Source organism: Vibrio nigripulchritudo (assembly GCF_027924785.1).
Lineage (GTDB): Bacteria > Pseudomonadota > Gammaproteobacteria > Enterobacterales > Vibrionaceae > Vibrio > Vibrio nigripulchritudo.
This window is the reverse complement of the sequence record NZ_AP027049.1, coordinates 527,232-549,862: the sequence shown is the minus strand read 5'-3', so window position 1 is coordinate 549,862 and position 22,631 is coordinate 527,232. Positions and strand designations below refer to the sequence as shown.

Annotated in this window: 25 protein-coding genes; 10 read left to right on the top strand and 15 right to left on the bottom strand. The window is 46.5% G+C overall.

The features are described from left to right. Window positions 1-187 precede the first annotated feature (187 nt). The 12 genes from mgtE to QMG91_RS02715 all read right to left on the bottom strand — a co-directional run bounded on the left by mgtE (window position 188) and on the right by QMG91_RS02715 (window position 9,436). Entirely contained in the window at window positions 188-1,546 is a 1,359-nt protein-coding gene (mgtE, locus tag QMG91_RS02770; RefSeq protein WP_004401753.1) for a magnesium transporter, read from the bottom strand. Window positions 1,547-1,660: 114 nt separating this feature from the next. After that, window positions 1,661-1,939, bottom strand: coding sequence for an HPr family phosphocarrier protein (locus QMG91_RS02765; protein ID WP_022605526.1), 279 nt, complete (start codon window positions 1,937-1,939; stop codon window positions 1,661-1,663). 21 nt (window positions 1,940-1,960) lie between these two features. Further along, window positions 1,961-2,854 carry an RNase adapter RapZ gene (gene rapZ, locus QMG91_RS02760; RefSeq protein WP_004401751.1) on the bottom strand — a complete coding sequence of 298 codons (894 nt, stop codon included), beginning with the start codon at window positions 2,852-2,854 and terminating at the stop codon, window positions 1,961-1,963. A 2-nt stretch (window positions 2,855-2,856) separates the two neighbouring features. Then, a complete protein-coding gene (gene ptsN, locus QMG91_RS02755; RefSeq protein ID WP_004401750.1) occupies window positions 2,857-3,300 on the bottom strand; it encodes a PTS IIA-like nitrogen regulatory protein PtsN in 444 nt (147 codons plus the stop codon). 2 nt (window positions 3,301-3,302) lie between these two features. Continuing rightward, window positions 3,303-3,590 carry a ribosome hibernation promoting factor gene (gene hpf / locus QMG91_RS02750; RefSeq protein WP_004401749.1) on the bottom strand — a complete coding sequence of 96 codons (288 nt, stop codon included), beginning with the start codon at window positions 3,588-3,590 and terminating at the stop codon, window positions 3,303-3,305. A 23-nt stretch (window positions 3,591-3,613) separates the two neighbouring features. Beyond that, a complete protein-coding gene (locus QMG91_RS02745) occupies window positions 3,614-5,086 on the bottom strand; it encodes an RNA polymerase factor sigma-54 (RefSeq protein ID WP_004401748.1) in 1,473 nt (490 codons plus the stop codon). Window positions 5,087-5,148: 62 nt separating this feature from the next. Then, a complete protein-coding gene (gene lptB, locus QMG91_RS02740) occupies window positions 5,149-5,874 on the bottom strand; it encodes an LPS export ABC transporter ATP-binding protein (RefSeq protein ID WP_004401747.1) in 726 nt (241 codons plus the stop codon). A gap of 6 nt (window positions 5,875-5,880) precedes the next feature. After that, on the bottom strand, window positions 5,881-6,378 hold the full coding sequence (lptA, locus tag QMG91_RS02735) for a lipopolysaccharide transport periplasmic protein LptA (protein ID WP_022551567.1): 498 nt from the start codon (window positions 6,376-6,378) through the stop codon (window positions 5,881-5,883). Continuing rightward, window positions 6,359-6,922, bottom strand: coding sequence for an LPS export ABC transporter periplasmic protein LptC (lptC, locus tag QMG91_RS02730; RefSeq protein WP_022551568.1), 564 nt, complete (start codon window positions 6,920-6,922; stop codon window positions 6,359-6,361). Before lptC ends, lptA begins: the two co-directional genes overlap by 20 nt. Continuing rightward, window positions 6,919-7,476 (bottom strand): 3-deoxy-manno-octulosonate-8-phosphatase KdsC, encoded by a 558-nt coding sequence (gene kdsC, locus QMG91_RS02725; protein ID WP_281828708.1) that lies wholly within the window; start codon window positions 7,474-7,476, stop codon window positions 6,919-6,921. The genes lptC and kdsC overlap by 4 nt, the downstream gene beginning before the upstream one ends. Further along, window positions 7,476-8,447 (bottom strand): arabinose-5-phosphate isomerase KdsD, encoded by a 972-nt coding sequence (kdsD, locus tag QMG91_RS02720; protein ID WP_004401743.1) that lies wholly within the window; start codon window positions 8,445-8,447, stop codon window positions 7,476-7,478. The genes kdsC and kdsD overlap by 1 nt, the downstream gene beginning before the upstream one ends. A 23-nt stretch (window positions 8,448-8,470) precedes the next feature. After that, window positions 8,471-9,436 carry a calcium/sodium antiporter gene (locus QMG91_RS02715; protein ID WP_004401742.1) on the bottom strand — a complete coding sequence of 322 codons (966 nt, stop codon included), beginning with the start codon at window positions 9,434-9,436 and terminating at the stop codon, window positions 8,471-8,473. 255 nt (window positions 9,437-9,691) lie between these two features. On the opposite strand from QMG91_RS02715, the gene mlaF reads away from it, so the two are divergent. The 8 genes from mlaF to QMG91_RS02675 all read left to right on the top strand — a co-directional run bounded on the left by mlaF (window position 9,692) and on the right by QMG91_RS02675 (window position 15,167). Further along, on the top strand, window positions 9,692-10,492 hold the full coding sequence (gene mlaF / locus QMG91_RS02710) for a phospholipid ABC transporter ATP-binding protein MlaF (RefSeq protein ID WP_022589565.1): 801 nt from the start codon (window positions 9,692-9,694) through the stop codon (window positions 10,490-10,492). Then, window positions 10,485-11,273 (top strand): lipid asymmetry maintenance ABC transporter permease subunit MlaE, encoded by a 789-nt coding sequence (gene mlaE, locus QMG91_RS02705; RefSeq protein ID WP_004401740.1) that lies wholly within the window; start codon window positions 10,485-10,487, stop codon window positions 11,271-11,273. Before mlaF ends, mlaE begins: the two co-directional genes overlap by 8 nt. 2 nt (window positions 11,274-11,275) lie before the next feature. Beyond that, a complete protein-coding gene (gene mlaD / locus QMG91_RS02700) occupies window positions 11,276-11,767 on the top strand; it encodes an outer membrane lipid asymmetry maintenance protein MlaD (protein WP_004401739.1) in 492 nt (163 codons plus the stop codon). Next, a complete protein-coding gene (mlaC, locus tag QMG91_RS02695; RefSeq protein WP_281828703.1) occupies window positions 11,767-12,411 on the top strand; it encodes a phospholipid-binding protein MlaC in 645 nt (214 codons plus the stop codon). Before mlaD ends, mlaC begins: the two co-directional genes overlap by 1 nt. After that, a complete protein-coding gene (locus QMG91_RS02690) occupies window positions 12,411-12,770 on the top strand; it encodes an STAS domain-containing protein (RefSeq protein ID WP_281828701.1) in 360 nt (119 codons plus the stop codon). Before mlaC ends, QMG91_RS02690 begins: the two co-directional genes overlap by 1 nt. Before the next feature lie 12 nt (window positions 12,771-12,782). Further along, a complete protein-coding gene (gene ibaG / locus QMG91_RS02685; protein ID WP_022589561.1) occupies window positions 12,783-13,037 on the top strand; it encodes a BolA family iron metabolism protein IbaG in 255 nt (84 codons plus the stop codon). A gap of 9 nt (window positions 13,038-13,046) precedes the next feature. Continuing rightward, complete coding sequence (gene murA, locus QMG91_RS02680) at window positions 13,047-14,309, top strand: UDP-N-acetylglucosamine 1-carboxyvinyltransferase (RefSeq protein WP_022595456.1); 1,263 nt, start codon at window positions 13,047-13,049, stop codon at window positions 14,307-14,309. A gap of 126 nt (window positions 14,310-14,435) precedes the next feature. Beyond that, window positions 14,436-15,167, top strand: a complete 732-nt coding sequence (locus tag QMG91_RS02675; protein WP_281828697.1) for a 1-acylglycerol-3-phosphate O-acyltransferase — start codon at window positions 14,436-14,438, stop codon at window positions 15,165-15,167. A gap of 109 nt (window positions 15,168-15,276) precedes the next feature. Here the strand turns inward: QMG91_RS02675 and QMG91_RS02670 are convergent, their stop codons facing one another. The 3 genes from QMG91_RS02670 to pepA form a co-directional block, all read right to left on the bottom strand. Then, window positions 15,277-18,135, bottom strand: a complete 2,859-nt coding sequence (locus tag QMG91_RS02670; RefSeq protein WP_281828695.1) for a valine--tRNA ligase — start codon at window positions 18,133-18,135, stop codon at window positions 15,277-15,279. A gap of 92 nt (window positions 18,136-18,227) precedes the next feature. Next, a complete protein-coding gene (locus tag QMG91_RS02665; RefSeq protein WP_281828693.1) occupies window positions 18,228-18,677 on the bottom strand; it encodes a DNA polymerase III subunit chi in 450 nt (149 codons plus the stop codon). Between the two features lie 58 nt (window positions 18,678-18,735). Continuing rightward, complete coding sequence (gene pepA, locus QMG91_RS02660) at window positions 18,736-20,247, bottom strand: leucyl aminopeptidase (protein ID WP_004401731.1); 1,512 nt, start codon at window positions 20,245-20,247, stop codon at window positions 18,736-18,738. A 191-nt stretch (window positions 20,248-20,438) separates the two neighbouring features. Between pepA and lptF the strand changes: the two genes are divergently transcribed. Both lptF and lptG read left to right on the top strand, forming a co-directional pair. After that, complete coding sequence (gene lptF, locus QMG91_RS02655; RefSeq protein ID WP_281828691.1) at window positions 20,439-21,548, top strand: LPS export ABC transporter permease LptF; 1,110 nt, start codon at window positions 20,439-20,441, stop codon at window positions 21,546-21,548. Next, complete coding sequence (lptG, locus tag QMG91_RS02650) at window positions 21,541-22,611, top strand: LPS export ABC transporter permease LptG (RefSeq protein WP_004401264.1); 1,071 nt, start codon at window positions 21,541-21,543, stop codon at window positions 22,609-22,611. Before lptF ends, lptG begins: the two co-directional genes overlap by 8 nt. Window positions 22,612-22,631 lie beyond the last annotated feature (20 nt).

Genomic DNA, 22,631 nt, shown 5'->3' with positions numbered 1-22,631 from the left:
TTGATTTGCTAAAAAGCTAACAAGAGAAGTTCACAAAATTCTCACAACCAGGTACTGAGTTTGTCACAAGTTTCTCGCCAGTCTTTGTGAAGAAACTCTGATGAAAACCGGACATTGAAATGGCTAGGTAGAATAAAAAATGCCCCTTTCAACTGAAAGAGGCATTGATGTAATTCTTTGATATTGCTTATACAATAAAGAGTGTGGCGAGACCAAGAAAGACCATTAACCCCACCACGTCTGTCACCGTGGTTAAGGCCATTCCGCCAGCCAGAGCCGGGTCGATATTCATTTTTTTCAGGAAGATAGGAATGCTCACCCCAGCGACCCCTGCAACAAGCAGGTTGGTCATCATAGCCGCAGAAATGACGCCACCTAGCAACCAGTCGTCTTTCCAGACAACCACTATACCGCCAATGATGAGTGCCCATAGCAACCCATTCAGAAAGCCGATGGCCGCTTCTTTTAACAGCAATTCACGTTTGTTGGTATCACCAATGTGACCAAGCGCCAGACCTCGAATCACAAGCGCAACCGTCTGGTTACCCGCTACGCCTCCCATGGAAGGAACAATGGTCATCAAAACAGCAATCGCCGCCATCTGTTGTAAAGTAGCTTCAAAAAGATTGGAAACAGAGGCTGCGGTCAGTGCCGCCAGTACATTCGCACCCAGCCAGATACTGCGCTTTCGTGCCGATTTTACGACGGGGGCGAAGGTGTCTTCTTCATCATCCAGACCCGCCATACTCATCATTGAGTGTTCAGCGTCTTCACGGATAACGTCAACCACGTCATCAATGGTGATACGACCCACCAACTGATTATCTTCATCCACAACCGGTGCAGAAACCCAGTTACGACGTTCAAACAGGCTTGCTACGTCACTGTCGCTGGCATTCACGGAAATCGCTTCATCGGCGTCTTCCATGATTTCGCTGATTTGCACATCCGGTTGAGACGTCAGGAGCGTGGTGAGGTGTAAATACCCAGCCAGCTTGTTGTCATCATCAATCACATACAATGCATCGGTCGCTTCTGGAAGTTCGCCTTTCATCCTCAAATAACGAAGAACCACATCGACATCCACATCACTACGGATGGTGATAACGTCGGTGCTCATCAAGCTACCAGCGGTATCCTCATCGTAAGAAAGTGCGGTTTCAATTCGATGCCTGTCTGCCGCATCCATCTGCGACAACACTTCCCGGGATACGTCGTCTGGCAGACTACGTAAAACGTAAGCAACATCATCGGTTTCCAGACCTTCTGTCGCTTCAGCCAGTCGTTCTGGTGCCATTTTCGACACCAGACTGTCTTTGACATCTTCCGATAGCTCATCAAGAATTTCACCGTAATCTTCAGGATCGGTGAGCTGCCAAAGTACGTCACGGCTTTTTCGAGGAGAAGCTTGTAAAAGGTGGGCAATATCTTCCGGTTCCATGTCCTGTAACATTCTACGGACATGGACAAATCGACCGCTATCTAGCGCATCGCTGACTTCTTGTAGGGTTTGATGAGTTTGGTCAATTTCTAACTGCTCTGCCATTCTCGTCCCCTATTTTTACATTCGTTTACAATATGTTGAGTATACCCAAACTGCCTCAAGATGCTAGGTTCAGGGAGAACGACTTTATTAACTTATTGTGAAAGAGGAGAAGAATTACTCTTCTTCGTCGAAACGATGCTCAATCAGGTCGCAAACAGCGCTTAATGCGGCTTCTGCATCCTGACCGTTGGCAGAGATGGTAACACTTTGTCCTTGGGATGATTCCAGCATCAGAAGCCCCATCACGCTATCTGCGACAACGGTTTTCTCACCATTGCTAACGCTAATATCCGCATCAAAGCTTTGAGCCAGTTCGACAAGTTTGACGGCTGCACGAGCGTGCAAACCTAAACGATTTTGGATAAATACCGTTCTACAGCATTCCTTTGCCATTCATTATCCTCAATTCAATTGTTATTTGTGGTGCTTTTCCAAGCTGGTGTGGCGAATCTGAACCTGTTGCCCCTGCTTGGTGAAATACTCACCCAACTGCTGAGTGATGTACACCGAACGGTGCTTACCGCCAGTACAGCCAATGGCTACGGTGAGGTAACTGCGATTGTTTTTCTGAAGCAGCGGCAACCAGTGCTCGATAAAGCACTGAATCTGATTTTTCAGTTCCGTTACTTCGTCATGCTTTTCCAGAAAAGCTTTTATTGGCGCATCCAACCCCGTCTGAGGTCGCAAAGCTGGTTCCCAATGTGGATTGGGCAGGAAGCGAACATCGAAAACGTAGTCAGCGTCGTTAGGTAGCCCATATTTGAAACCGAACGATTCAAATACCATCACCAGTTCTTTGCTTTCCCGCCCTTCAACTCGCTGGCGAACTGTCTCGCTCAAATCATGCAAAGACTGATTACTGCTGTCCAACACTAGATCCGCATACTCTTTCAAATTGAGGAGCAACCCCTTCTCTAGACGAATCGCCTGCTCCAGAGAAAGTTTCTCTTTAGGGCGCATGGAAAGCGGGTGAATCCGACGTGTCTCGCTGTATCTTTTCAGCAGAGTGGTCTCATCTGCATCCAAAAACAGGACATTGACATCCAGCTCTGATTTCAGCTTGGTTAGCGTTGTCGTTACCAGAGCTGGGTCTTGCGGAAGGTTGCGAATATCAATACTCACTGCCACATTTTGTTGCCCGCCCTGAATGGACTGAACAAAGCTTTCCAGCAGTGATACAGGTAAGTTATCAACGCAGTAATAGCCTAAGTCTTCCAAAACTCGCAGGGCGACACTTTTGCCTGCCCCCGACTGCCCACTGATGACAATCAGGCGTTTTTGGGAAGATGGCTGAGATGAGTTTGTCATGGCTACTGAGTGATGATGTCGTAAAGCTCTTGATCGCTCTGAGCGTTACGCAGAGATTTGAGAGTAGACTTATCGTTCAGGCGCTCTGCCATAGCAGATAAAGTCTTAAGGTGTGTTTTGCATTGTGCATCCGGTACGAGCAACGCAAACAACAGATCCACTGGACGATTATCGATGGCATCAAATTCAATAGGTTCCTGGCATTGAAGCAATACGGCGACAGCCTGGTCGCTGTCCATCATGCGACCGTGCGGAATGGCGATGCCATTGCCAATTCCTGTACTGCCCATTTTTTCTCTGTTGAGCATACACTCGAACAGGGTCGTTGAGTTTTGCCCCGTGTGACTGGCGGCAACTTCACTGATGATTTCCAGTGCTCTTTTCTTGCTTGTGCATTGGACTGCACTTTTTGTGCAGTCCAATGAAAGTACTTCGCTTAATTGCATGGTTAATGGCTACTTAGCTTTTCTTTGTGCTTATTGAGTTGTCGAACAAGTTTGTCGACTAAAGAGTCAATGGCAGCATACATGCTTTCATCCGTTGAAGTAGCGTGAATGTCGCCTTGATTGACGTGGAGTGTAGCTTCTGCGATTTGATTCAATTTTTCAACTCGCAGAACCACATGAACATTATTGATGTGATCGAAGAATCGCTCTAGTTTTTGGAACTTGGATTGAACGTAGTCTTGCATTGAATCGGTAAGATCAACGTGGTGCCCTTGGATATTGATTTGCATAGACTTTCCTTCTTGTTGTTGGCCTAGAGTAGGCGTTTACGCTGACTCGATGGCGCGATGCCGAGGGACTCTCTGTATTTCGCGATCGTTCGTCGTGCGACTTGTATCCCCTGGTCAGCTAACAAAGCGGCAATTTTGCTGTCACTGAGAGGCTTAGCGGTGTTTTCCGCAGCCACCAGCTTTTTAATTAAGGCGCGAATTGCCGTTGATGAACACTCTCCACCATTATCGGTACTGACGTGACTGGAAAAGAAATATTTCAGTTCAAAAATACCACGCGGAGTGTGCATATACTTTTGAGTGGTGACCCTTGATATGGTCGATTCATGCATGTCGACCGCCAGTGCAATATCGTTCAGCACCATTGGCTTCATGGCTTCTTCACCATACTCAAAGAAATCATGTTGATGTTCAACAATGCAACGTGCAACTTTGAGCAGCGTCTCGTTTCGACTTTCCAAGCTCTTAATCAGCCATTTGGCTTCTTGCAAATTGGTTTTGATAAACTGGCTGTCAGAGCTGTTCCCCTTACCAAGAGCAGCATACTGCTGGTTCACTTTCAGCTTCGGCACACTGTCTGGGTTAATCGACACACGCCACTGACCGTGTTCTTTGAACACGGACACATCGGGAATGACATATTCTGTCTCGTCAGGAGTGACGCTACTGCCGGGGCGAGGGTCAAGCTGCTGAATCAACGACAATACGTCGCGCAGCTCGGCTTCTTTGAGCTTGGTTTCTTTGATGATCAGCTTGTAATCGCGATTGCCTAGCTGATCGATGTGATTTTCTAACAGCGATTTGGCTTGCGAAAGCCACGGTGTGTCTTCTGGGAAGGTAGCCAGTTGAAGCAACAAACATTCTTGCAAGTTGCGTGATGCAACCCCAAGAGGGTCAAACTGCTGAATGCGCTTAAGTACCGCTTCTACCTCATCCAATTCAACTTCTTCATTGCCTAAGCTGTCCAGAATCTCTTCTGCTTCCAACGTGAGGTAACCGTAATTGTCTACAGCATCGATGATAGCCATGGCAATGGTACGGTCAGTTTCTGTGAAAGGAGTGAGATCAAGTTGCCAGGTTAGGTAGTCTTGTAAGCTTTGGGTGGTTTCACCTTGGTAAACGGGCATGTCATCGTCAAGTGCAATACCTGTGTTACCCGTATTGGCGCTGTAAACATCTTCCCAGGTGGTGTCGATTTCCAGATCGTTGCTGATCTCAGATTTCTCAATCAGATCTGAGCTGTCACTAAGCTCAGGTTCTGCGGTTATTTCGTCGTTGGACTCTTTCTCATTAGCGCTGGTCTCTTTGGCTGACTCGTCACTTGCCGCAGCTTCATCTTGCCCTTCATCCACATCCAGAAGAGGATTGGATTCCAGCGCTTCTTGAATCTCCTGTTGCAAGTCTAACGTCGACAACTGCAGCAAGCGTATCGCTTGTTGAAGCTGAGGCGTCATTGCCAGCTGTTGACCTAGCTTTAATTGTAATGAGGGTTTCATGTAGTCCTTTTCTTATCTTTCTAATTTGGGAGAGGATGCGCCATCTTCTATCCACTATTTAATCATAGACGGAATTGCTCACCCAGATAAACCCGTTTTACCTGTTCATTATTGAGAACCTGTTCCGGTGTACCTTCCGCAATCAAATGTCCCTGACTCACTATGTATGCACGCTCACACACATCCAGCGTTTCACGCACATTGTGATCGGTAATCAGTACACCCAGCCCTCTGTCTCGCAGGTGCTCAATGATCTTTTTAATATCGATAACCGAAATTGGGTCGACCCCAGCAAACGGTTCATCCAGCAATATAAATTTAGGGTTAGCCGCTAATGCTCGGGCAATTTCCACCCGGCGACGCTCACCACCGGACAACGCCATACCATTACTCTTGCGAATGTGCTGAATATGGAACTCATCCAACAGATCTTCCAATCGGTCCTGACGCTGTTCTCGGGTCAGCTCTTTTCGCGTTTCCAGAACCGCCATGATGTTGTCTTCCACCGATAGCTTTCTGAAAATAGACGCTTCTTGTGGTAAATAACCGATCCCTAAACGCGAACGGGCATGCATTGGCAAAATACTGATGTCTTCTTCATCAATCGAAATTCGCCCTTCATCACGCCCGACCAGCCCAACAATCATGTAAAAAGAGGTGGTTTTACCCGCACCATTAGGACCGAGTAACCCTACTATTTGACCTGATTTTACCTCTAAGCTTACGTCCGTGACTACTTTTCGTTTTTTATAACTTTTTGCTAAGTTTTCTGCTTTTAAAGTCGCCATGAAAATTTATTGCTTCTTAGGTTGAGTCGGTTGCAGTACGGTGGAAACACGTTCGCCTTTCTTACCATCTGCGATCAGTTTTTGAGGCGTTATCAAGTATTTGATTAACGGACCTTTGATTACGCTGTCGTCTTGGGAAAGTACTGCGTTTTTGGTCATGGTGAGCAAGTCATCACGAACATGATAATGCAGCGTGTTTGCTTCACCATGGAGAGTTTTACCGTCATCCGTCAACTGAGTAAACACGGACGGCTTTCCGAATGCTTCAATTTGCTCGATGCTCTCATCTTCAGAATTTCGTACAACAACAACTTTGTCTGCTGTGATATTGATGCTGCCTTGCTTCAACACCACATCGCCAATGAATGTGACCGTATTGCTGATCATATCCAGCGCCTGGCTATCAGAATCAATGTAGATTGGTTGCTCAGAGTCCGTACTTAAGGCATAAACCGGAGCAGACAATATTAGGCAAGAAATAAGGCTAAGGAGTCTTTGTCTCATAGATACTTTGCACTTGGTTAAACAGAGTCGCCGTGTTGTCACCGAAGTTACCCACCATGGCATTTCCGTTTGAAATAAACGTCGGACCAACAAGCTTTACAGGCTCATCGGTATTAAAATCTTTACTTACTAATTCAATGATCAACTTTTCCGTGGTCATCGAATCAAATCCAGCTTCTGGGTTTAAATTTTTGGCTAACACATTACCAGTCAAAGTCAGCACGTTGTCTTCATTGAGAACGCCTTTATTCGCCGTGATAGCCCATTCGCGAACGTCACCTTCTCGGTATACACTCAGCTCCAAAGTTTCGAAAACGGTATCACCACTTTTCGCAAAGTGGTCCAAAAAGTTAGACCGTATATCAAAATTTCGCACGCCATTTTCAGCATAACTGGTGTTAAGAAGGTCTTTACCAGAAAACGCAGGCAGCTCAACATTTGGTTTTACCTGTAGGATCTCAGGGTCGCTTTTACCGTATAGATAATACACACACCAGCACGAGATAAAAATCAGAACCAAATAAATTGGGCGCGGTAAGGTCATATACTCAAACCTTTGTGCACATCCAGCTCGCCACGCGCTTCCAAAATCAAGTCACAGACTTCTCGCACTGCGCCATGGCCGCCTTTAATTTGGGTGACATAGTTCGCGCGCTTTGCCAATAGCGGATGACCATCTGCGACACACACTTTAAGACTGACTTTTTCCATAACAGGCCAGTCGATCAAATCATCTCCTATGTAGCCTGTCTCTTCAGGGGAAACAGAGAGCTTATTGCAAATGTCTTCATAGGCTTTGAGCTTGTCATCTTGTCCCTGATAGATAAGGGAGATACCAAGCGCATTCATACGATTTTCAACAATCTTAGACTGTCGACCTGTAATAATGGCAATTTCGATCCCGGCATTCATCAGAGATTTCACACCATAACCATCGCGAGTATGGAAGGTTTTTAGCTCTTCTCCCTGATTGCCCATGTAAATAAGACCATCAGAAAACACGCCATCTACATCACAAATCAACAGCTTAATATTTTTGGCAATGTCCACAATGCCGCTTTCTACTTCACCATACAAAGTTGAGATCATTTGCCCCACTACATTACTCCAGCTTTTAATAAGTGATGAATATTCAATGCGCCAACCAATGTCTTATTTTCACTAAGCAGCAAACTGGTGATGCTTTTTGCCTGCATCATGTTGACAGCTTCCACCGCCAGCATGTCGGGTGACGCCATCATAGGGCTTTTGGTCATAACAGAACCTATTGAAGCCGAATGAATATCGATTTTTTTATCAAGAAGACGACGCAAGTCACCATCCGTAAAAATGCCCAGTACCTGATCTTGCTCATCCACGATTGCAGTCATACCCAAGCCTTTTTGAGAAATCTCAAGCAGTGCATCTTTAACTGTTGCCTCAGGAGAAACCTTTGGCAATGCATCACCTGTTTGCATGACATCTCGTAGTTTGAGTAAAAGTTTACGACCCAGCGCGCCACCAGGGTGCGATAAGGCAAAGTCGTCGGCGGTAAACCCTCTGGCCTGTAGAAGTGATACTGCTAATGCATCCCCCATGACCAGAGTCGCCGTGGTACTGGTGGTAGGCGCTAACCCTAAACTGCACGCCTCTTTAGGGACATGAATACAGAGGTTGATGTCGGCTTGCTTCGCCATGTTGGACGAAGACTTGCCTGTCATGCTGATGATATCGATGCCACGGCGTTTAAGCACGGGGTAGAGAGCCAGAATTTCTGAGGACTCACCCGAATTTGAAATGGCGAGAACAATATCGCCAGCACCGACCATGCCTAAATCGCCATGGCTCGCTTCACCGGGATGTACAAAAAAAGACGAAGTACCTGTGCTCGCCAGCGTCGCGGCTATTTTCTTACCGATATGACCGGACTTTCCCATTCCCATCACTGCAACCTTGCCTTTAGCAGACAGGATTTTTTGGCAGGCTCTTTCAAATGACGAATCAAAATATTGCTCTAGCTGAGACAATCCCTGAATTTCAATGTTCAACACTTCTCGTGCAGCAGCACAGAAATCAAATGATTTCGACATGAATGAGCCCCCGATAATTTAGATTAAGCAGCCAGGTGGTAGAACAGATAACCTTGGTAAACGGCAAAAATGGTGAACAAGGCACCACCTTCGACGCGATTAACGCTGCGGGACTTCCCGAGAGCCATAACCACCAACAGCAGTGATACAGCCAGCATGACCCAGAAGTCGCGTCCCATGGCATTTTCATTCAGGATACTAGGGTTCAGAATGCCAGGAATCCCCATAACGGCCAGGATATTAAACACATTCGAACCGATGATATTACCTACTGCCATGTCGTCTTCGCCTTTCATGACACCGGCAAGAGACGCCGCCAACTCAGGAAGACTTGTTCCAATCGCGATAATAGTTAATCCAATCACCAGATCGCTCATACCAAAGAATTTAGCAATCACTACCGCATTGTCTACCAACAGGTCCGCCGATAATGGCAGAAGCGCCAAACCAACAACTACCCACATGCCAGCTTTCCAGTTTGCCATGCCTTCTGGAATTTCAGATTCCTGCTCTTCGACAAACGCATCGCCATTTTGTTTCTCTTTCTGACTGATTCTTAGCATCGCTATGATGAATGCCGCAAACAGAACAAAAAGTAGAATGCCTTCGTAGAAGCCAAGGAAGTTGTCGTACATCAACGCACCCGCAACCAGGGTAACAACGATCATTAGAGGCAGCTCACGACGCACAACGACTGAGCTGATTGAAAGAGGTTTAATCAGTGCAGTAATACCCAGAATAAGGGCGATATTGGCAATGTTAGAACCGATAACGTTACCCACTGCAGTGTCTGTCTTTCCATCCAGTGCCGCGGTGGCTGAAACCATCATTTCGGGAGCTGAAGAACCCATTGCCAGAATCGTCATACCAATGACCAGCGGTGAAATACCAAAATTTCGGGCAAGAGCGGCGGCACCTAAGACCAATTTATCTGCACTCCAGACGAGCAAAATTAAGCCTACGACAAGCAACGCAACGGCTTCTAGCATGATGTTCCCTTTAATTTACTGAGTAGAAAGACAAGTGACCGCCAATTTTGACGGTTCATGAGTAAAAATGGAAGTCATTAAGGAAAAAAGAAAGGACTGAATGAGATAAACAATTCGTATTAAGAAATCTCAATAGGTTTGAACTTTGGGCTAAATTAAGGTCAAATTCGATAGCTTTGCTTTGAATTCAAGGCGCTTAGTGCTTATGATTGCTAATTCACTTCCGCTCAACCAGCAGCATGTTAGAAGAACTTTATGTCGACACCGGATTTAGTCACTATCCAAAACCTGACATTTTATCGTGGAACACGGAAAATTTTTGACGATGTCAGCCTGTCAGTTCCAAAAGGAAAAATCACCGCCATTATGGGACCTTCTGGGATAGGGAAAACCACGTTACTGCGTTTGATTGGCGGGCAGATAGCCCCGGATTCTGGCGAGGTGACTTTTGATGGGCAGAATATTCCCACTTTATCGCGAAGTGCATTGTACGACGCACGCAAGAAGATGAGCATGCTGTTTCAATCCGGCGCTTTGTTCACTGATATCAATGTTTTCGATAATGTCGCATTCCCATTACGCGAACATACTGAACTTACCGAAGAACTTATCCGCAGTATCGTATTGCTGAAGCTTGAAGCTGTTGGGCTACGGGGAGCTTCTCAGTTAATGCCAAGTGAATTGTCAGGAGGCATGGCACGACGAGCAGCCCTTGCCCGTGCCATTGCTCTGGATCCAGAGCTCATCATGTACGATGAACCTTTTGTCGGGCAGGACCCGATAACCATGGGAGTTCTGGTCAAGCTGATTCGAAACCTCAATCAAGCACTCAACCTGACATCCGTTGTTGTTTCCCATGATGTTCCTGAAGTCATGAGCATTGCAGATCACGCCTACATATTGGCGAATGGCAAGGTCATTGCTAGCGGTTCACCAGAAGAACTGATGTCAAACCCCGATGAAAACGTACAACAATTTTTAACCGGGCAGGCAGATGGTCCTGTTCCATTCCAATACCCTGCTTCGTCACTGAGTGAGGAACTGTTTAATGAGTAGTTTTCTCACTTTTATCGCGAACACTGGTCACAGTGCGCTGTCTATCTGTAGAGCATGGGGGCGAGCAACCCTCATGTTGTTTGGTGCCTTGTTCGCTAAACCGCAACCTGTAAAACACTTTCCGTTGCTCGTTAAACAGCTGTACAGCGTTGGTGTCCAGTCCATGGTCATCATTGTTTTGTCAGGTCTGTTTATCGGCATGGTCATCAGCCTGCAAGGCTATGTTGTACTGGTGGATTTTGGCGCTGAAGGCGCTCTGGGTCAGATGGTTGCACTGTCCCTGCTCCGGGAACTAGGCCCTGTAGTGACCGCTCTACTCTTTGCAGGTCGGGCGGGCTCAGCCTTAACGGCAGAAATCGGTCTGATGAAAGCGACTGAACAGTTGTCGAGCATGGAAATGATGGCTGTTGATCCGCTCCGTCGAGTGATTGCACCACGTTTCTGGGCAGGAGTCATCTCTATGCCGTTACTGGCGATGATCTTTATGGCTGTCGGTATTTGGGGCGGTCAACTGGTTGGCGTAGACTGGAAAGGCATTGACCACGGCAGCTTCTGGGCATCCATGCAATCATCTGTCGAGCTTGGGCAAGATATTGGAAACAGCATGATTAAGAGCATAGTATTTGCTCTGACCGTTACCTGGATAGCACTGTTTAACGGCTATGACGCCATTCCGACTTCTGAAGGGATAAGCCGTGCTACCACTAAAACCGTTGTACACTCGTCATTGGCTGTGCTTGGGTTAGATTTCGTATTAACAGCACTTATGTTTGGGAACTAAAGATGCAACAAACTCGTAAGTTAGAATTATTAGTAGGAAGCTTTGTCATCGCGAGTGTGGTTGCGATTTTGGTGATGATATTGAAAGTCGCCGATGTCAAAAGTCTGGGTTCCGGTGAGACATACACGTTAAGAGCGCAATTCGACAATATCGGCAGCTTAAAGCTTCGCTCACCAGTCAAAATCGGTGGTGTAGTCGTTGGACGAGTGTCTGACATTACGTTAGATACAGAAAGCTACCTGCCCGTTATCACGTTGACCATTGATAAGAAATACGGCGACTTTCCAGAAACATCGAGCGCTCAGATTCTGACGTCTGGTCTTATTGGTGAGCAATATATTGGACTTGTCCCCGGTTTTGTCGACGAAGACATCGACATGCTGCAGGATGGCGACTATATAGAGGATACGAAATCCGCATTGGTGCTTGAAGACTTGATTGGTCAGGTGCTTTACCGCGTCGGTGGGGATTCTCAAGGTTCGGAGGAACAATAATGAATCGGTTGAAGCAATGGTTAGTGATTGGTTTGATGAGCTTAATGTCTTTCGCTGGCATGGCACAAACCATAGATGCAACCAAACCCTACGACATGATGAAGCAAGTGGCAGACAAAACATTTAGCCGCTTAAAAAACGAACAAAGCCAGATTCGAGAAAACCCAGAAACACTCAAAGTGGTGGTTGAAGAAGAGCTGATGCCCTACGTCAACGATCGTTACGCAGCTCTCAAACTACTCGGTCCAAACCTTAAAAAAGCCAAAAAAGAAGACGTTAAAGTCTTCGTCGAAGCATTTAGAGCATATCTGGTTACCTCTTACGCTCAGGTTTTAACCCAATACACCGATCAATTAATAGAATTCGCGCCTGCAAGACCTCTTGACCCCAAGAGTCGCATCATTTCAATTCGCGTGGAAATCATCGATGCACCTAACCCAAACATCAAACTGGACTTTAAGTTAAGAAAGAACAAGAAAAGTGGTGAATGGGCCGCATTTGATATGGTTGCCGAAGGTGTTAGCTTACTTTCCAGTAAACAATCTGAGTGGAATGGAAAAATCCGTAAAGACGGGCTTGTAGCCGTAAGCAAAGACTTGCAAGAGCTGGCAGCTCGACCAATTCAGTTTAAGGATGTGAATTGATGGCGCATCCTCAATGGCAGCAAGCTGCCCCTACTCAATCTTATTTATCTGGAAACCTGGATCGCGAATGTGTTCCAGGTTTATGGCATTTTTTAAAGCAACGAAAAACTGACACAACCCAGTTAAATATTGACATGAGCGGAGTGAATCGAGTTGATTCCGCTGGTATGGTGATGCTGATTCATTTAATTGAGCATGCAAAAAAACAAAACTGTCATATAATGCTCAGTTTCGTGCCCGACCAGCTACGCACTTTGTGTCAACTGAGTAACGTCGAATCACTGCTATTTCCCGAGAGCGAGGCTGCAAATAAGCCTCACAATGAAGCTCTGGGTGAACGCAAACACATTGAAGTTTAAATAGGATCTACCGTGGACAGCGTTGAAGTAAAAAACATTTTAGATCAAGCTCTTAATCTAGAAGAGTTGCACGTTAAAGGCGAAGGCAGCCACTATGAAGTGATTGCGATTGATGCCAGTTTTGAAGGAATGAACCGTGTAAAGAAACAGCAGCTCATTTACGCTCCGCTGATGGAATACATCCAAAGAAACGATATCCATGCGGTTTCAATTAAGGCTTATACGCCTGAAGAGTGGGAACGCGATAAGAAACTCATGTCTCTTTAAGGTTTATTGATGGAAAAGTTTCGAGTTAAACGTTCGGGCCCTCTCAGTGGCGAGGTCTCTATCTCTGGCGCTAAAAATGCCGCCCTCCCAATTTTATTTGCCTCTATCCTTGCAGAAGAGCCCGTGGAAGTTGCCAATGTTCCTAAACTGCGCGACATCGACACAACCATGGAGCTGCTCAAGCGTTTAGGTGCAAAAGTAGAGCGTAACGGTTCTGTGCATGTGGATGGACGCTCTATCGACCAGTACTGTGCACCCTACGACTTAGTTAAAACCATGCGCGCCTCTATCTGGGCGTTAGGTCCTCTTGTTGCTCGTTTTGGTCAGGGGCAAGTTTCCCTGCCTGGTGGCTGTGCGATTGGTGCACGCCCGGTCGACCTTCACATATACGGTCTTGAACAACTTGGTGCGACTATCACTCTAGAAGAAGGTTATGTAAAAGCCGAAGTTGATGGTCGCCTCCAAGGTGCACACATCGTTATGGACAAAGTCAGTGTTGGCGCAACCATTACAGTAATGTGTGCTGCAACCCTGGCTGAAGGTAAAACGGTTCTGGATAACGCAGCGCGTGAACCTGAAATCGTCGACACTGCGGCTTTCCTAAATACATTAGGCGCGAAAATTACTGGCGCGGGCACTGATACCATCACCATCGAAGGTGTTGAGCGTTTAGGTGGAGGCAAACACTCTGTTGTTGCGGATCGCATTGAAACGGGGACTTTCCTCGTTGCTGCCGCAGTTTCTGGTGGTAAGATCCTTTGTAAAAACACCAACGCTTCACTGCTTGAAGCTGCACTCGCAAAGCTTGAAGAAGCAGGCGCGCTTATCGAAACAGGTGAAGACTGGATCAGCCTAGACATGACAGGCAGAGATCTGAAAGCCGTATCGATTCGCACAGCACCTCACCCTGGTTTCCCAACCGACATGCAAGCACAGTTCACACTTCTGAATATGATGGCAAAAGGTGGTGGCGTCATTACCGAAACCATTTTTGAAAATCGTTTCATGCATGTCCCAGAACTGATGCGTATGGGCGCAAAAGCAGAAATCGAAGGAAACACAGTTATTTGCGGTGATACCGAAGGTTTAAGTGGTGCACAGGTAATGGCAACGGACTTGCGTGCTTCTGCCAGCCTGGTGATCGCTGGCTGTATCGCAGAAGGTGAAACCATCGTCGATCGTATTTACCACATTGATCGAGGGTATGAAAAAATCGAAAATAAACTCTCCGCGCTCGGAGCAAACATTGAGCGTTTCAGAGAGTCTGGTTAAACTCTACCCCTGAACCCGAAAGCCGGAAACTGTATTTCTCAGGTTTCGGCTTTTTTGTTGCGTTTATATTCACTACGCAGGCAACCCAGATTGCCTCGGTAGTCCTTGAATCACAAAGAGAATTCTATGATTGCGTTATTGCGTATCATTGCTGTAGCAATATTTGCTGTCCTGATGTTTGTATTTGGCTGCGGTTATTGCCTGCTTAGTCCGAGAAACCCAAAACACGTATTCACCTTTGGTCGTTACTTTGGTCGCATGTCTAAAGTATTCGGTATCAAACTGGATTTACGTATTCCTGAAGATGCGTATCAACGTGGTCAGCACATCTACATTGCTAACCATCAAAACAACTGGGATATGTTCACCGTTTCTTCTGCGGTAACCCCCAATGTCGTCACCGTAGGTAAGAAAAGCCTGGCCTGGCTACCACTGTTTGGTCAGCTTTATTGGATTACTGGTAACATACTGATTGATCGTGCTAACCGAAGCAAAGCGATGGGCACTATTGAGCAAGTGGTTGAGAAAGTGAAAGAGCGTGGCGTGTCAGTATGGATGTTTCCAGAAGGTACTCGTTCACGTGGACGCGGTCTGCTGCCATTTAAAACAGGGGCCTTCCATGCTGCAGTTGGTGCAAATGTGCCAATCATTCCGATTGTCTGCAGCACCACTGAGGGTAAATTCAAGCTGAATCGCTGGGATAATGGGCATGTGATTGTTGAGATGTTACCACCAGTCAGTATCGAAGGTTACAGCAAAGAAAATGTTCGTAAGCTAGCTAACTTGTGCCGTGCCCAAATGAAAGCCAAGCTTGAAGAGTTGGATGCTGAAGTGGAAAAACTGAACAACCAAAAGTAGGTTAATTTCAAAACATAAAAAACGGTCATCAACTGATGACTGTTTTTTTGTATCTACTACAAAGCAAATAACAGCATTCCTGCTAGTGGTTAACTAGCAGGAAAATCGCTTACAGAGCAGCAATCGTTGCTTTTTGCTCTTCAAGTTTCGTTAGCGTTTCTTTGTAACCTTCAAGCTTCTCACGCTCTTTTGCCACAACCGCTTCAGGCGCTTTCGCAACGAAACCTTCGTTACTTAGCTTACCTTCAATGCGTTTGATCTCACCGTGAGTTTTCTTGATTTCGCCGTCCAGACGAGCAAGCTCTGCGTCTTTGTCAATCAGACCCGCCATTGGGATCATAAGCTCAGACTTAGCAACGAGCGCTGTCGCACAAGCAGGGGTCTCTTCACCAGATTCAAGAACGCGCACAGATTCAAGCTTCGCCAGAGAAACAAGAACTTGCTTGTTCGTTTCAAGACGAGCGGCATCTTCTTCGCTTGCCGCTTTAAGCATTACTTCAAGCGGCTTACCTGGGTTGATGTCGTATTCTGCACGTAGGTTACGAATGCTGGTAATGAATGATTTAACCCACTCAATATCATCAAGCGCTGCTTGGTTGAAGTTTGCTTCGTCGTACTGAGGAAGTGATTGAAGCATGATTGTGTCACCTTCAACACCTTCAACCAATGGCTTAACACTCTGCCAGATAGTTTCTGTGATGTATGGAATTACTGGATGCGCCAGACGAAGAGTCTTCTCAAGCACGGTGATTAGCGTGCGACGCGTACCGCGTTGCTGAGCTTCATTGCCTTTCCAAAGAACCGGTTTCGTTAGCTCTAGATACCAGTCACAGAATTGGTTCCAGATAAACTCGTAAATCGTGTTCGCTGCCATATCCAGGCGGAAGTTATCAATGTGACCATTGAATTCTTTCGCTGCCAGTTCGAACTGAGATTCGATCCATTTGTCGGCTAGTGAGTATTCAATATCATTGCTACCAAAGCCACAATCTTGATCTTCGGTATTCATCAATACGTAGCGGCTTGCGTTCCATAGCTTGTTACAGAAGTTACGGTAACCTTCAAGACGCTTCATATCCCAGTTGATATCACGACCCGTAGACGCCATCGCTGCAAGAGTGAAACGCAATGCATCTGTACCGTAAGGTTCAATACCGTCTTCAAACGTCTTACGCGTGTTTTTCTCGATCTTCGCCGCAAGCTTAGGCTGCATCATGTTGCCTGTACGCTTCTCAACAAGAGACTCAAGATCAATACCATCAATCATATCGATTGGGTCAAGAACGTTACCCTTCGATTTAGACATCTTATCGCCGTTTTCATCACGGATCAGACCCGTCACGTAAACTGTCTTGAATGGAACTTGTGGTTTGCCGCTCTCATCTTTACAGAAGTGCATCGTCATCATGATCATACGAGCAACCCAGAAGAAGATGATGTCAAAACCAGTGACCAGTACGTCTGAAGGGTGGAATGTCTTCAGGTCATCTGTGTTTTCTGGCCAGCCTTGCGTTCCAAACGTCCACAGCGCAGAAGAGAACCAGGTGTCCAGTACATCATCATCCTGACGCAGAACGACGACAGGCGCTAGGTTGTTATTGGTGCGAACTTCTTCTTCAGTACGACCTACATATACGTTGCCATCATTGTCGTACCAAGCTGGGATACGGTGTCCCCACCAAAGCTGACGAGAGATACACCAGTCTTGAATGTCACGCATCCAGGAGAAGTACATGTTCTCGTATTGCTTAGGAACGAATTGGATTTCACCGTCTTCCACTGCTTTGGTTGCCGTTTCTGCAAGAGGCGCTGTGCGAACGTACCATTGGTCGGTCAGCATTGGCTCAATAACCACACCACCGCGGTCACCGTAAGGAACAGTTAGATCGTGATCTTTCACTTCATCCAAAAGACCCAACTCGTCAAAGTCCGCTACGATAGCCTTACGCGCCGCAAAACGTTCCATACCTTGGTATTTGGCAGGAAGGTCCGTTGGGTAGGCATCGCTCGCTTCACCGTTAGTGGTGAAGACTTCCGCCGCATCACGAATATCCGCGTTGAAGGTTAGAATGTTGATCATTGGTAGCTGGTGGCGCTTACCCACTTCGTAGTCATTGAAGTCGTGAGCAGGTGTGATCTTCACACAACCTGTGCCTTTTTCCATATCGGCGTGCTCGTCACCTACGATAGGGATACGACGATCAACGATTGGAAGCAGGATTTCTTTACCAATCAGATCTTTGTAACGTGGATCTTCTGGGTTTACTGCGACACCTGTATCACCCAGCATAGTTTCTGGACGTGTCGTTGCTACAACGATGTAGTCTTTGCCTTCTGCAGTCTTAACACCATCCGCTAGAGGGTAACGGAAGTGCCACATGTGGCCTTTTTTGTCTTTGTTTTCAACTTCTAGATCAGAAATCGCGGTGTGCAGTTTAGGATCCCAGTTAACCAGGCGCTTGCCACGATAAATCAAATCTTCTTCGTACAGACGAACAAAGACTTCCTGAACGGCATTAGAAAGGCCATCGTCCATGGTGAAACGCTCGCGTTCCCAATCCACAGAAGCACCAAGGCGACGAAGCTGTTTTGTGATAGTACCGCCCGACTCGCCTTTCCATTCCCAAATTTTGTCGATGAATGCGTCACGACCGTAATCGTTCTTAGTTTTGCCTTCTTCAGCGGCAATCTTACGCTCAACCACCATTTGAGTTGCGATGCCCGCGTGGTCTGTACCCACCTGCCAAAGCGTATTTTTACCTTTCATACGCTCAGCACGGATCAGTGTATCCATGATGGTATCCTGGAACGCGTGGCCCATATGCAGGCTACCAGTGACGTTCGGTGGCGGGATCATGATGCTGTATGATTCTTTTGTCGTGTCACCGTGCGGCTTAAAGTAGCCTTTCTCTTCCCAAGCTTGATAAAGCGCTTGTTCAATAGATGTTGGGTTATATGTCTTTTCCATAGTGCTCTTTAATGGATACGTTTACGGGTTAATCTTGGTCAAACTCTATAATTGAGGGCTCTCTGGAGAGACGCCTTAACTATAGGGTTGGACTAAGGATATTGAATCTCGATTGTTTGAAGCTGATAACCAGCCTGACGGTAAATTTTATACCTTTCTCGAGCTTGTTGCTTTGCTTTTTCTTCGCAGGGAACGAAGTCTACCACCTGACCAAAGGTTGGGGCAAAAATTGTATTATCATTCGCCACATTTATAACTAATTGACGGTTCCAAGATGGCTTAACGGAGGAGTGTCCTACCTCAATTGCCGTCCCCGACTTAGGTCCTTCACCAACCAGGTTATGAGCAATAAAGTCTTCAGGTTTTGCCTGCCACAACAGTTCTGCAATGGCTTCAGCGGAAGGCTTATCGTCGGCATTCACAAACACCTTTGCTCCTTGCTTAGCAAAATGGTGAGCGAGAAACACCACATACTCGAAGAACCCCTGCTCTTGTGATTGTGAACTGCCTTCTTTAACCAGATAAAACGTCGCTGTTGCCATTTTTTCCGTTCACCTAAAAAAAGAAAGGGCCTTTCGGCCCTTTCTGAATTCTGAAGATTTACTCTTCTGTGTCCTGGCCGCTGCGGTTCAGAAGGAATTGGACCAGCATTGAGACAGGACGCCCTGTTGAGCCTTTGTCTTTGCCACCCGATTTCCAAGCTGTACCTGCGATATCAAGGTGCGCCCAGTTGTATTTCTTAGTAAAGCGAGACAAGAAGCAACCTGCGGTAATAGTACCTGCTGATTTACCTCCAATGTTTGCCATATCGGCAAACGGGCTGGCGATTTGCTCTTGGTACTCTTCTGCCATTGGCAGACGCCAAGCACGGTCACCCGCTTGTTCAGAGGCATTAATCAATTCATGTGATAGCGGATTGTGATTCGAAATCACAGCACTGATGTGGTGACCTAGTGCAACCACACAAGCCCCTGTTAACGTGGCAACATCAACAACACATTCTGGTTCGAAACGCTCAACGTAAGTCAGTGCATCACAAAGCACCAAGCGACCTTCGGCATCGGTATTCAATACTTCAACTGTCTGACCAGACATGGTAGTCAGGATGTCACCAGGTCGGTAAGCGTTGCTGCCCGGCATATTTTCACAGCCAGCCAGAATACCGACTACGTTGATTGGCAGGTTCAGCTTCGCCAGTGCCTTCATGGTACCGAAGACAGATGCAGCACCACACATGTCGTACTTCATCTCATCCATACCTGCACCAGGTTTTAGAGAGATACCGCCTGAATCAAATGTCAGACCTTTACCAACAAGTACAATAGGTTTTGCATCAGGGTCCGGCGCGCCTTTGTACTCCATGATGGACATCAAAGATTCATTGTGTGAACCACGACCGACTGCTAGGTATGAAGTCATGCCTAGCTTTTCCATCTCCTGCTCACCAATGATTTTGGTGGTTACCGTTTCATACTCGTCAGCAAGACGACGTGCTTGAGAAGCCAGGTAAGCCGGATTCGCAACGTTTGGTGGCATGTTGCCTAGATCTTTCGATGCTTTCACACCAGAAGCAACAGCTAAACCATGGCTGATGGCTTTCTCACCAAGATTCAACTCGCGGCGAGTTGGTACATTGAAGACCAGCTTACGAAGTGGACGGCGAGTTTCTGGCTTAGTGCTCTTGAACTGATCAAAAGTGTAAAGACCGTCTTTAGTAGATTCTACCGCCTGGCGTACTTTCCAGTAGGTATCACGGCCTTTAACGTGTAATTCTGTCAGGAAGCAAACCGCTTCCATTGAGCCTGTTTCATTCAGAGTGCTGATGGTTTTTTGGATGATTTCTTTGTATTGGCGTTCGCCTAGCTCACGCTCTTTACCACAACCTACCAGCAACACACGCTCAGAGAGAACACCAGGAACTTGGTGCAGAAGTAGCATCTGCCCTGGTTTTCCTTCCAAGTCACCGCGTCGTAATAGTGAACTGATGTAGCCATCACTAATTTTATCGAGCTGCTCGGCTACTGGAGAAAGACGGCGAGGCTCAAAAACACCGACAACGATACACGCGCTGCGCTGTTTCTCAGGGCTGCCACTTTTTACACTGAACTCCATGCGTACTCCTACATCCTGAAGACAAACTGAACTAAATGTTAGATAATGCTCACTTAGCTTAAAATACTCACGTTGGAACGCTAAGCCCATTATATTGACTAACAATTAGCCAAAGATTTAAAAATAAAAGATTCAACGAGAAATTATAGTGATTCAATTAAAAAAACAAGTTTTCTATAGGTGATTTCAGCGTGATTATTGTTAGATATTTGATCCGCGAGACAATCAAGACGCAATTTGCTGTATTTTTAGTCCTGTTTCTGATCTTCCTCAGTCAGGAGTTCATTCGCATCCTTTCCCACGCGTCTGACGGCGATATTCCTGCTCGGCTAATTTTAACGCTGGTCGGTTTAAATATGCCGACGATGGGCATGCTTATGCTGCCTTTAAGCCTTTATCTGGGGATATTGCTGACTTTTGGACGCTTATACGCTGAAAGTGAAATTACCGTGATGAACGCGACCGGAATTGGCAATAAATTCTTGATTCAGGCTGCATTAAGTCTGGCGGTGATCACCAGTGGTCTGGCAGCGGTTAACTCTCTGTGGCTGTCCTCCTGGAGCCAGCAGCAAATCATACAAATCCGCTCTGAAGTTGAGTCAGATAACAGTATTGATTTGCTTCAAAAAGGACAATTTCAGGCGTCTCCTGATGGTTCTGCCGTCGTTTTTGTTGACGATATTGAGAACAAAGAACTTAAAAATGTTTTTATTGCCCAGCTTCTTCCAAGAGATTCCATCCGCCCGAGCGTGATGTTCGCCAACACGGGTAAAATGCAGGAATTGTCTGATGGTCGGCAAGTTCTGACTTTATACGACGGTAAACGCTATGAAGGCATCCCTACTCGTCTTGACTACATGGTCACCGATTACAAAGAATATGAAGCGCTCATCGGGCAGCGGGAAGTTCAGCAAAAATCTCTCAGTCTGATGGCGACATCAACTCTCGATCTTCTTCGTTCTGATGACAAACGTGAACAGGCTGAATTGCAGTGGCGTATCTCTTTGATTGTCTGTATTCCATTACTGACCATGATTGTTATTCCACTCTCAGCGGTCAATCCTCGTCAGGGCCGCTTTGCCAAGATGGCACCTGCCGTACTTATTTACCTGACCTACTTCCTATTGTTGAGCTCTGGAAAATCTGCCATCGAAGAAGGAAGTTTGCCTGCACACATTGGATTGTGGTCTATCAATGGCGTGACATTATTAATCGGTATCTTGCTCAACAGCATGGACAGCGTTTTCGTTCGACAAATCAAAGAAAACTTCAGAAGAAAAGGTGGCGTAACACGTGTTTAAGATTTTAGATTTATACATTGGTCGCACCATCATTTCTACGACTGCTTTAACGCTCACAACCTTGGTCGGGCTCTCCGCCATTATTAAGTACGTCGAGCAGCTAAGAGCGGTTGGTGAAGGATCTTATGACGCTTTGCTTGCTTTTTATTACGTTATGCTGGCACTTCCACGTGATGTTGAACTCTTTTTTCCTATGGCGGTGTTGCTTGGTGCACTGATTGGTTTGGGCATGCTGGCTGCCAGCTCTGAACTTGTGGTAATGCAAGCCGCAGGCTACTCCAAGCTGGATATCGGATTTTCCGTATTAAAAACAGCCATTCCGATCATGGTAATCGTCATGATGCTTGGGGAATGGGGCGCGCCGACCACTCAGAAAATGGCTCGGGAACTTCGCACCTTTGCGGTTTCAGGCGGCAACATTGTATCTGTTCGAAGTGGAGTCTGGGCAAAAGATGGCGGTAACTTCATCTATGTAGGTCGCGTCAACGGTGAACAGCTTCAGGGTGTTAACGTTTGGTTTTTCGATGAAAACAAAAATCTTTCGTATACCATGTTTGCAGAGCAAGCGAACTATCTTTCCGATCGCACCTGGGAAGCCAGAGATGTGGTCAAAACCAATTTCAATAACAACGTTGAAGTTTCTAAAGAGAACATTGGTGTTCTGAGCTGGACGACCACACTCACTCCAGACAAGCTCGCCGTAGTTACCGTTCAACCCGAAGAGCTGCCACTTACAGAGCTTTGGAGCTACGTAACTTACCTAAAAGATTCTGAACAGGATGCCAGTCGGTACGATCTCGCTTTCTGGCGCAAAGCGACACAGCCTATTTCTGTAGGTGTCATGATGTTTGTGGCTATGTCATTCGTATTTGGTCCACTTCGTAGCGTAACCATGGGCGCAAGGATACTTTCAGGTGTTATCGCAGGGTTCGGTTTCTATATATTTGCAGAAACCTTCAGCAACGTAAGCCTACTCTATAAGCTCCCTGCCCCAGTTGGAGCTTTGGTACCTAGTGTGGTGTTTATGACCATCGCCGTATTGCTGATGAGGCGGAAAGTCTAATTTAAGGAGGCAGAGCCTCC

Coding starts and splice junctions, on each gene's coding strand:
- mgtE (WP_004401753.1), bottom strand. CDS start 1,546: ATGGCAGAGCAGTTAGAAATTGACCAAACTCATCAAACCCTACAAGAA.
- QMG91_RS02765 (WP_022605526.1), bottom strand. CDS start 1,939: ATGGCAAAGGAATGCTGTAGAACGGTATTTATCCAAAATCGTTTAGGT.
- rapZ (WP_004401751.1), bottom strand. CDS start 2,854: ATGACAAACTCATCTCAGCCATCTTCCCAAAAACGCCTGATTGTCATC.
- ptsN (WP_004401750.1), bottom strand. CDS start 3,300: ATGCAATTAAGCGAAGTACTTTCATTGGACTGCACAAAAAGTGCAGTC.
- hpf (WP_004401749.1), bottom strand. CDS start 3,590: ATGCAAATCAATATCCAAGGGCACCACGTTGATCTTACCGATTCAATG.
- QMG91_RS02745 (WP_004401748.1), bottom strand. CDS start 5,086: ATGAAACCCTCATTACAATTAAAGCTAGGTCAACAGCTGGCAATGACG.
- lptB (WP_004401747.1), bottom strand. CDS start 5,874: ATGGCGACTTTAAAAGCAGAAAACTTAGCAAAAAGTTATAAAAAACGA.
- lptA (WP_022551567.1), bottom strand. CDS start 6,378: ATGAGACAAAGACTCCTTAGCCTTATTTCTTGCCTAATATTGTCTGCT.
- lptC (WP_022551568.1), bottom strand. CDS start 6,922: ATGACCTTACCGCGCCCAATTTATTTGGTTCTGATTTTTATCTCGTGC.
- kdsD (WP_004401743.1), bottom strand. CDS start 8,447: ATGTCGAAATCATTTGATTTCTGTGCTGCTGCACGAGAAGTGTTGAAC.
- QMG91_RS02715 (WP_004401742.1), bottom strand. CDS start 9,436: ATGCTAGAAGCCGTTGCGTTGCTTGTCGTAGGCTTAATTTTGCTCGTC.
- mlaF (WP_022589565.1), top strand. CDS start 9,692: ATGTCGACACCGGATTTAGTCACTATCCAAAACCTGACATTTTATCGT.
- mlaE (WP_004401740.1), top strand. CDS start 10,485: ATGAGTAGTTTTCTCACTTTTATCGCGAACACTGGTCACAGTGCGCTG.
- mlaD (WP_004401739.1), top strand. CDS start 11,276: ATGCAACAAACTCGTAAGTTAGAATTATTAGTAGGAAGCTTTGTCATC.
- mlaC (WP_281828703.1), top strand. CDS start 11,767: ATGAATCGGTTGAAGCAATGGTTAGTGATTGGTTTGATGAGCTTAATG.
- QMG91_RS02690 (WP_281828701.1), top strand. CDS start 12,411: ATGGCGCATCCTCAATGGCAGCAAGCTGCCCCTACTCAATCTTATTTA.
- murA (WP_022595456.1), top strand. CDS start 13,047: ATGGAAAAGTTTCGAGTTAAACGTTCGGGCCCTCTCAGTGGCGAGGTC.
- QMG91_RS02675 (WP_281828697.1), top strand. CDS start 14,436: ATGATTGCGTTATTGCGTATCATTGCTGTAGCAATATTTGCTGTCCTG.
- QMG91_RS02670 (WP_281828695.1), bottom strand. CDS start 18,135: ATGGAAAAGACATATAACCCAACATCTATTGAACAAGCGCTTTATCAA.
- QMG91_RS02665 (WP_281828693.1), bottom strand. CDS start 18,677: ATGGCAACAGCGACGTTTTATCTGGTTAAAGAAGGCAGTTCACAATCA.
- pepA (WP_004401731.1), bottom strand. CDS start 20,247: ATGGAGTTCAGTGTAAAAAGTGGCAGCCCTGAGAAACAGCGCAGCGCG.